This is a genomic window from Gudongella sp. DL1XJH-153 (assembly GCF_049310905.1).
GTDB lineage: Bacteria > Bacillota > Clostridia > Tissierellales > Tissierellaceae > Gudongella.
In genome coordinates, this window is the sequence record NZ_JBMEMN010000067.1 from 1 (window position 1) to 1,966 (window position 1,966).

The 1,966-nt window shown below is 33.9% G+C and carries 1 protein-coding gene; it reads left to right on the forward strand.

Features of this window, described 5'->3' with window-relative positions:
- Window positions 1-266 precede the first annotated feature (266 nt).
- Window positions 267-1,571, forward strand: a complete 1,305-nt coding sequence (locus ACOEN1_RS13330; protein WP_422487382.1) for an alpha/beta hydrolase family protein — start codon at window positions 267-269, stop codon at window positions 1,569-1,571.
- The last annotated feature ends 395 nt before the right edge of the window (window positions 1,572-1,966 follow it).

The window sequence follows — 1,966 nt, forward strand, 5'->3', positions numbered from 1 at the left end:
CGTATACGGAACCGTACGTACGGTGCTGTGAGAGGTCGGTAGATGAAATAATCATCTACCTCCTACTCGATTGTTCTTTTTTCCATTGTTATTTTGGTAGAGATTAATTCCTTATTTCTGTAAAGAATGTTTTCATAAAAATGGTAGAGTTAAACTGATTTAATGTTATAATGTTGTAAACAGGATTTTAAATCATTTTGTTCTCATAAAGTGGATTGATGTAATTAGAAATCATTTCAATAAACTGGATAGGCAAAGGAGGATCTATGAGATATCTAAAGAGAAGTATATCGCTACTAATTCTTACTTTAGCTATAGTAATGTTTTTTGTCGGTTGTGAGAATATAGAGGATGACAGAGTTTTTTTTGAAGCAATATTAGATCTTAACGATTTAGATGAAGATATGGATTTATTTGAGTTTAAAGAATACTTTCAAAAAAAGCTAAATAGGTTGAGTGTGGTTTCAGAAATGGATGACAATATTTTTTATAATGGTGAGTTTGAGCATTACACCACGATCTTTTGGGAGTTGGATATTGTAGATTATACAGATTTGGGAATTTACCTGGAGAATGAAATTCAGAACACAGATGTTTTGACTACAAAGCAGTATAAAATATCTTATACACTAATCAGTTCAGATGGTGAAGAATATAATTTCATTGATTACTGGGATATTTATATTGAAGACGATAAAATTTTTAATGGGTTTGTTAGGGATACAAGTGATATCGTAGGGTGGTTTAAAGAAAAAGGCCACATTGATGATGCCAAAATAGTAGATGAGCAACTGATAGATGGAGGAGCAGAACATGATGATATTGTCATGTCGAAAATAACCTATATGAGTGATGGACTTGAAGTTTTCGGATATATGACCAGACCAGCTGATGATAAGACCAAGCTTCCACTTATTGTAGTTTTGCGTGGTGGATATGGAAATGAATATTGGCGTGAAACCATTACTGGAGATAGTGCCTACTCAGAAATTGCCAGAAAGGGCTATGTGGTGATTGCACCTCAATATAGAGGTGGAGCAATTGGCAAGGATGAGCTGGGTGGTGGAGACCTTAATGATGTAAAAAACATGATTGAGCTGGCTAAAAAATTAGATTATGTTGATGAAAATGATATATATTTAATTGGTAACTCTCGAGGTGGTCTTATGGCTCTGTTAATGGCAAGAGAACATGTTGAAGGAGTAAGAGGTGGTGCGATTTTGTCAGGACTATACTCATTGCTATTCAACTATTACTACTATGAAAGAGCCAGCGGTTTTTACGAGAACACTATCGGATTGGGATCACCGGAAGAAAATCTTGAAGGATATGTAAAACGTTCTGCAACCATGTGGGCGAATGAAATTGATATACCCTTTTTAATGATACACGGAAAAGAAGATGTTGAGCATTGCCCAATAGCTCAAGTATATGAGTTTATTAACCAAATGGAAAGATATGGGAAGGAATATGAGTTTATAGAATTAGAAGGTGTTGGTCATCAAATATGGGATCATCCAATAAAACCCTATGACAAGGCACTGGAGTATATTGAGAACCTTAGTAATTAACTATACCTTCCCGGCAGAGGAGAAAGTACATCTAAATTTCCGATAAGGTGGGTCTATTTTGCTGTGAAGTGGGGACTAACAATCGTGATAGTAATAGTTCTTATGGGAGCAATACTGATTGGTTTGTATTTCATGACATAAAAACTAATTGCTTATAATGCTTCATTAAGAGATCAGAATGAGGATAGTTAAGAATACTAATTTTATACTACTGCAAGAAGGATGTGTAAATTAATCAACAGATTTCTATGAATAGATTAGAAACAGAATCTTTTTTATTTGAAGTCACGTAAGTATTTAAATGTGTTACAGATAATAAAGGAGTGTAAGAAATTTATGGGAAAGAATCTTGTCTACTGGATGGTCAGTATTGTATTCTATGTAATCTATTTTCT

What these genes read in the sequence shown, in the direction of transcription:
- ACOEN1_RS13330 (WP_422487382.1), top strand. Translation starts at nt 267, where the DNA reads ATGAGATATCTAAAGAGAAGTATATCGCTACTAATTCTTACTTTAGCT.